Origin of the sequence: Methylosinus sp. sav-2 (assembly GCF_004366495.1) — a bacterium.
Lineage (GTDB): Bacteria > Pseudomonadota > Alphaproteobacteria > Rhizobiales > Beijerinckiaceae > Methylosinus.
Genome location: NZ_SOEJ01000033.1, coordinates 1 through 5715, shown reverse-complemented (window position 1 = coordinate 5715; position 5715 = coordinate 1). Strand labels below are relative to the sequence as shown.

Annotated in this window: 7 protein-coding genes; 2 read left to right on the top strand and 5 right to left on the bottom strand. The window is 64.2% G+C overall.

The window, feature by feature from the left end; translation table 11 throughout:
* Positions 1-94 precede the first annotated feature (94 nt).
* The 5 genes from EDE12_RS21435 to EDE12_RS21415 all read right to left on the bottom strand — a co-directional run bounded on the left by EDE12_RS21435 (position 95) and on the right by EDE12_RS21415 (position 4134).
* Complete coding sequence (locus EDE12_RS21435; protein WP_084768457.1) at positions 95-1249, bottom strand: SRPBCC domain-containing protein; 1155 nt, start codon at positions 1247-1249, stop codon at positions 95-97.
* On the bottom strand, positions 1246-2916 hold the full coding sequence (locus tag EDE12_RS21430) for an MFS transporter (protein WP_051592404.1): 1671 nt from the start codon (positions 2914-2916) through the stop codon (positions 1246-1248). Before EDE12_RS21430 ends, EDE12_RS21435 begins: the two co-directional genes overlap by 4 nt.
* Positions 2917-2998: 82 nt before the next feature.
* A complete protein-coding gene (locus EDE12_RS21425) occupies positions 2999-3346 on the bottom strand; it encodes a metalloregulator ArsR/SmtB family transcription factor (RefSeq protein ID WP_026598302.1) in 348 nt (115 codons plus the stop codon).
* 4 nt (positions 3347-3350) lie between these two features.
* Positions 3351-3743 (bottom strand): hypothetical protein, encoded by a 393-nt coding sequence (locus tag EDE12_RS22045; protein WP_157198930.1) that lies wholly within the window; start codon positions 3741-3743, stop codon positions 3351-3353.
* A 172-nt stretch (positions 3744-3915) separates the two neighbouring features.
* Complete coding sequence (locus EDE12_RS21415) at positions 3916-4134, bottom strand: hypothetical protein (protein ID WP_134188302.1); 219 nt, start codon at positions 4132-4134, stop codon at positions 3916-3918.
* Between the two features lie 154 nt (positions 4135-4288).
* Between EDE12_RS21415 and EDE12_RS21410 the strand changes: the two genes are divergently transcribed.
* Both EDE12_RS21410 and EDE12_RS21405 read left to right on the top strand, forming a co-directional pair.
* Positions 4289-5395, top strand: a complete 1107-nt coding sequence (locus EDE12_RS21410; RefSeq protein ID WP_026598300.1) for a Fic family protein — start codon at positions 4289-4291, stop codon at positions 5393-5395.
* The coding region (locus EDE12_RS21405; RefSeq protein WP_134188301.1) for a recombinase family protein at positions 5392-5715 on the top strand (324 nt) is incomplete at its 3' end. The genes EDE12_RS21410 and EDE12_RS21405, both read left to right, overlap by 4 nt.

Here is a 5715-nt window from a genome sequence, read left to right as displayed (position 1 = left end):
TTCATTCGTCCACATCGGCGGTCTCCGCGAGAATCAGACCGCCTCATTGAATCACAAGCGATTCATCCGATTCAACTTGTCTTCGGACCGACACTCAGGTCTCCCCGCGCTTCAGGCGCGCCAGATACTCCTCGCGCGTCATGGACCTTGATCCCGCCTCCTCGCGCCGAACCCGATCCCGGCCCGGGAGGGCGTCACGGAGGACGTCCAGATTCTTCCAGGGCGCCATTTCGTCCCCGCGCGGCTCGCCCGGCACGAAGGGGGATGTTTCCGCGCGCTGATAGCGATGCACATAGCGCGGGCAGTTCACGAAGGCCTCATAGACCTTCACCACCAGCAAAAGCTCCGCGCCGGGAAATGCTGCGAGCTCCGCCTCGTCGCGCACGAGGCGCGCGGCGCCGTGGATGCGCAGCCGGTGCGGCTGCTCGAAATCGATGAACAGCAGTCCGACCTTCGCATTGGCGGCGACATTGCCCGCGGAGAGATACATGCCGTTGCCATCGTAGCTCGGCAATGCGAGGGTCTGGTCGTCGAGCGCCCGCACGAAGCCCGGCGCCCCGCCCTTGTAGGAACAGGTCGGAAAGCCGCGATGGTCGACGGTGGCGAGGAACACCATGTCCCGCCCGGCGATGAAGGCCTTGTGCTCGGTCGTCAGCGTGCTCGTCACCATCATCTTGCGCAAGGTGTTGGCCAACGGCCGGCTGTCGAAGGCGTCCTGCAGCAAGCGGTGCGACTCGCCATAGAGCTCGGCGATCGCCCCGAGCGACGGGCGAAAGGCGGGCTCGTCCGGCGGCGGAACGAGCGACCAGACGAGCCGGTCGAGGCAGATCGTCCACAATATGCGGTGCGTCGCGGCTGCTTCCTCCCCCCGGAGCTCGCCGTGGGTGAGCGTCAGCTCGCAAGCATCGGCGCCCAGTGGGCGCAGATCGACGTCGACCCGCGTCGGCGGCCCGCATAGGCCGGCTGCGGCGCCCTCATATTCCCAGCTCAAGGCGATCCGCCGCTCCGTCGCGACGTCGATGTAACGGCCACAGAGGCGATAGCGCGTTCCATCCGGATCGAGGCCCTCCAGCCGGTAGGCGCCGCCCGGACGCGGGTCGATAACCGCCTCCCGCAGCGCTCCGGCTCCGGGAATCAGCCAGCGGACCAGCCATTTCGGGTCCGTCCAGGCGGTGAATATCTGTCTCGCCGGCGCATTGATGCGGCGGACCAGGACGAGCGAGACCGAACGACCCGCGGCGCCGGTCATGTCACGCGCTCCAACGTCACGCGGTCCAGGGCGCGGCCGCGCGTCTCGGGCAGGAACAGTCCTCCGACCACGAGCGCGACCAGCAGGACGCCGACTGCGTACCACAGACCCGCATAGAGATCGCCCGTGGCGGTGAAGGCGGCGAATGAGATTGCTGGCAGGAAGCCGCCGAACCAGCCGCCGATATTGTAGGACATCGCGAAGGCCGTGGTGCGGATGCGGGTCGGGAACATCTCCACCATCCAGGCCGAGAGCGGGGCGGACGCCATCGCGACGAAGACGCTGAGGGCGGCCATGAGCGTGATCAGCATCGACACATTGGTCAACTCCGGCGCGGCGCGGGCAGGATATCCCGTATCGGCCAATGCCGCCGCGAGGGCGACGTCGAAGGCCTTGGCCTGCTGCGTGAAGACCGCCCGGTCGAGCCCGGCGCCCTCGAAGGCGGGAACCACCGCGGCGCCGATCTCCACCTGGGCGACGTGGCCCGGTGACTCGGCGCGATTCGTGTAGGGCACGCCGAGCTTGGCGACGGCGCGCCGGGCGATGTCGCAGGGGCTGCGGAACTCGGCGAGGCCGAACGGATCGAACTGGCGGCTGCACGTCGCCGGATCGGCCGCCACCGTCACCGGATGCGTGGTCATCGCCGCCGCGAGGCGCGGATGCGCATAGTGGGTGACGCCGAGGAACACCGGATAGGCGGCGAGCGCCGTGCCGATGAAGCCGGCGAGCACCACCGGCTTGCGGCCGATTTGGTCCGAAAGCCAGCCCGCCAGGATCATCGCGCCGATGAAGACCACGCTGTAGCCGAGGATGGTGTAGTGCAGCAGGAAGGGATCGATCTTCAGGTTCAACGCCAGGAGGTAGATCGGATAGGAGCCGGTCGCGATCGCGACCGACTGGCCAGCGGCGGCGCCGAACAGGACGAGCAGCGCCACGCGCAGATGGTCCCAGCGGCCGAACGCCTCGCGTAGCGGCGTCCGCGAGCCGCCGCCCGACCGCTTCATGGCCAGGAACACCGGAGATTCCTGTAGGCGCAGCCGGATATAGACCGAGACCAGCATGAGCACGGCGGAAAGTAGGAATGGAATGCGCCAGCCCCAGGCCTCGAACGCCGTCTTTCCGAGCGCCAGCTCGCAGGCGAGCACGACCAGGATCGCCAGAGCCAGGCCGCTCGCCGCGGTGACAGCGATCGCGCTGGTGGCGAAGCCGCGCCGGTGGGCGGGGGCATATTCGGCGATATAGGTGACTGCGCCGCCGAACTCGCCGCCATAGGCGAGGCCCTGCAGGATGCGCAGCGCCATGAACAGCAGCGGAGAGGCGACCCCTATGGCCGCGTAGCTCGGCAGCAAGCCGATGAGCACGGTCGACAGGCCCATGATCAGGATGGTGAGCAGAAAGGTGAATTTGCGCCCGGCCCGGTCGCCGAGGGGGCCGAACACCAGCCCGCCGAATGGGCGGGCGACATAGGTCACGGCGGCGGAGAGCAAGGTGAAGATATAGGCATAGGCGGGATCGAGCCCGGAGAAGAACTCGGCGGCGACGATCGCGGCCATCGGCCCGTAGAGCACGAGGTCATAAGCTTCGAAGATGGCTCCGAGAGAGGAGGCCACCACCACCCGGCGCAGGCTACCGGGATCGGCCGCCTGGTCGGCGGCGGGCGCGGGCACGGACGTTGTAGCCCGTTCGCTCGAGAGGGCATTCTGGGTCAAGCGCTTCCTCCATCTTGTTTCTACCGGTTGGCGCCGGACTCTAACGGCCCGTGTCCTCCGCCTTCATCTGAGCGACCACGGCGTCCAGGGCGTCGAGCCGCTCGCTCCAGAAGCGTTCATGCGCATCGAGCCAGTTCCGGGCGGCGTCGAGACCACGGCGGTCGAGGCTGCACATCTGATGACGGCCCTGCTTGCGTCGGATGACGAGACCCGCCTGTTCCAACACCTTCAAGTGGTTGGAGACAGCGACGAAGGAGATCGGAAACGAGGGAACGATTTCTCCAATGCTGCGCTCGTGTTCGGTCAGCATACGCAGGATCGCCCTGCGGTGCGGGTCGGCCAGAGCGTGAAAGACCGTGTCGAGCGTCGCCTCAGAACATTTAATCATTTCATTAAATATCATCGCTCGCGACGTCGGTTGTCAAGATGGAGTGCGGACATAAAGGCCCACGCCTCTGTGGATGGACGAAGGCGCCGCTAAGACGATTGGCGGCCACGTCGCCGATCAGCTCCGGCCGACGCTCCCAAGGCTCGCCGCCTTCATGGACAACGCCGAATGCGACGCGCTCGCCTATTCGCGCGAAATCGCCAGCATCAAAGGCAGGTCGAAGCGTTTCTCGACGGGATCGTCGAATCTGGTCCCAGACGAAATCCAGACTGGCACGACCAGCGGTCGCGTTTGGCAGCGTGACTGCACTCTGCCAAACGCGACGTTCGCGCCAGTAGTTCGTCGATTTCGTCGAACTCCCCGACGAGGATCGCTCCACGGTCTCGAGCTCATCCACCGCCGCGTCTTCGTCCTCGAGGGCGCCCGCGCCGGCAGCGGTCGCCGTGAGGAGAATGCCGTGAGGTCGCGACACGCGCCCCGCAGACTAGCGAAGGGCTTGCAGGCGCTCGAATGAAACAGAGCCTGGGAGATAAAATCTCATTTTAATTCCGTGTGAATCAAGACACGTATCAACTTATCTCGAATTTAACTTTAGTGATAGAAGATACTTTTTCTCTTTCGTCGGCCGGATCGAAATGCGTCGCCGTAGCAGCCGAAAGCAAGCCTCGGAACGGCTCCAGAGGCGAGCTTTCGGCCCACAGATCGGCGAAATGGGCTGTTTTTCGGGCCTTTCTTCTGCTCACCACTATGTCGCGGCGGCGAACTTCGGCATTCGGATGCGGTTTCAAACGACCGATTTGTTGTCACATACAATTATGTATTTGCCTATTGCGCTGGAGCTTGCATGTCGATAGAAACTCGAATCATCGACACGTTTCCGGCATTTGTCGATCTCATCGACATGTCGGGAGCAATCTGTCGATCGACACAGGCTTCTTCGACATGTTGTTCGACCCTGCCCGCCCTTACAATGACCTTCCGGCTCTGCCGCCGCGCCACGACGTCGAGACCAAGGCCATTCTCAAGGCCTGCGTCGGGGGCCGCGCGGCGCTGGCGGAACTCAAGATCTCGGGCCAGCTAATCCCCAACCCGTCGGTTCTGATCAATTCGATTCCGCTCCTCGAAGCGCAAGCAAGCTCCGAGATCGAAAACATCGTCACGACCACGGACAGGCTCTTCCGCTTCGCCAACCGGCCGGAAACCGGCGTCGACCCTGCGACCAAGGAGGCGCTCCGCTATCGCACGGCGCTTTATCAGGGCTTCGAGAGTCTGAAGGACCGCCCGCTTTCGACGCGGAGCGCCATCGAGATATGTCGGACCATCAAAGGAGTGGACCTCGATATCCGCGCAACCCCGGGCACGGCGCTGCTGAACGAGGCGACCGGCCGAGTGGTCTACACCCCGCCCGAAGGAGCCGGACTGCTGCGCGACAAACTCGCCAATTGGGAGCGCTACATCCACACGGATGACGGCGTCGATCCGCTGATCCGGCTCGCCATCGTGCATTACCAGTTCGAAGCGATCCATCCGTTCACAGACGGCAATGGTCGCACGGGCCGAGTTCTCAATCTGCTGTTCCTCGTCGAACAAGGGCTGCTCGATATTCCCGTCCTGTATTTGAGCCGCTATATCATTGATAATAAAAAGTCCTACTACGATGGACTGCTCGCCGTCACGACGGGCGACGCGTGGGAGCCATGGATCTTGTTCATGCTCGCCGCCATACGCGAAACCGCGACATGGTCGACCGCAAAAATATGGGCGATCCGTAACCTGCTCGACGGGACCGCCGAACGAATTCGGCGCGACTTGCCAAAGATCTATTCTCGCGAATTGGCCGAGATCATATTCGTCAATCCCTATTGCCGAATCGCCGATCTGGTCGGCGCGGGCATCGCCAAGCGCCAATCCGCTTCCGTTTATCTGAAAGCCCTCGTGTCCCTCGGGCTCCTCCAGGAAATTGAGGCAGGCAGGGAGAAAATTTACACGAACCCTGCCCTGCTGTCGCTTCTCTCCGACCGCGGCGGATCGGAAGTCGCCTCCCGATGACGGATTCGAACATCAAGGGACGGCTGATCGGCTACGCCCGCGTCTCGACCGAGGACCAGGTCACGGACGCGCAGACCGATGTGCTGAAGGCGGCCGGCTGCGTCGAGATTTTTCGCGAGCATATGTCGGGCGCCAAGGCCTCGCGGCCGGAGCTGGCAAAGGCGCTGGCGCGGGTGCGCCGCGGCGACGTGCTGGTCGTCGCGCGGCTCGACCGATTGGCCCGCTCACTGTCGCATCTCCTCGCCGTGATCGCCGAGCTCGACGCCAAGGGCGCGCATTTCAAATCACTCGCCGATCCCATCGACACCACTACCCCGCAG

Excerpts from the sequence above, each read along its gene's own strand:
- EDE12_RS21410 (WP_026598300.1), top strand. The coding sequence starts at position 4,289 with ATGTTGTTCGACCCTGCCCGCCCTTACAATGACCTTCCGGCTCTGCCG.
- EDE12_RS21425 (WP_026598302.1), bottom strand. The coding sequence starts at position 3,346 with ATGATTAAATGTTCTGAGGCGACGCTCGACACGGTCTTTCACGCTCTG.
- EDE12_RS21435 (WP_084768457.1), bottom strand. The coding sequence starts at position 1,249 with ATGACCGGCGCCGCGGGTCGTTCGGTCTCGCTCGTCCTGGTCCGCCGC.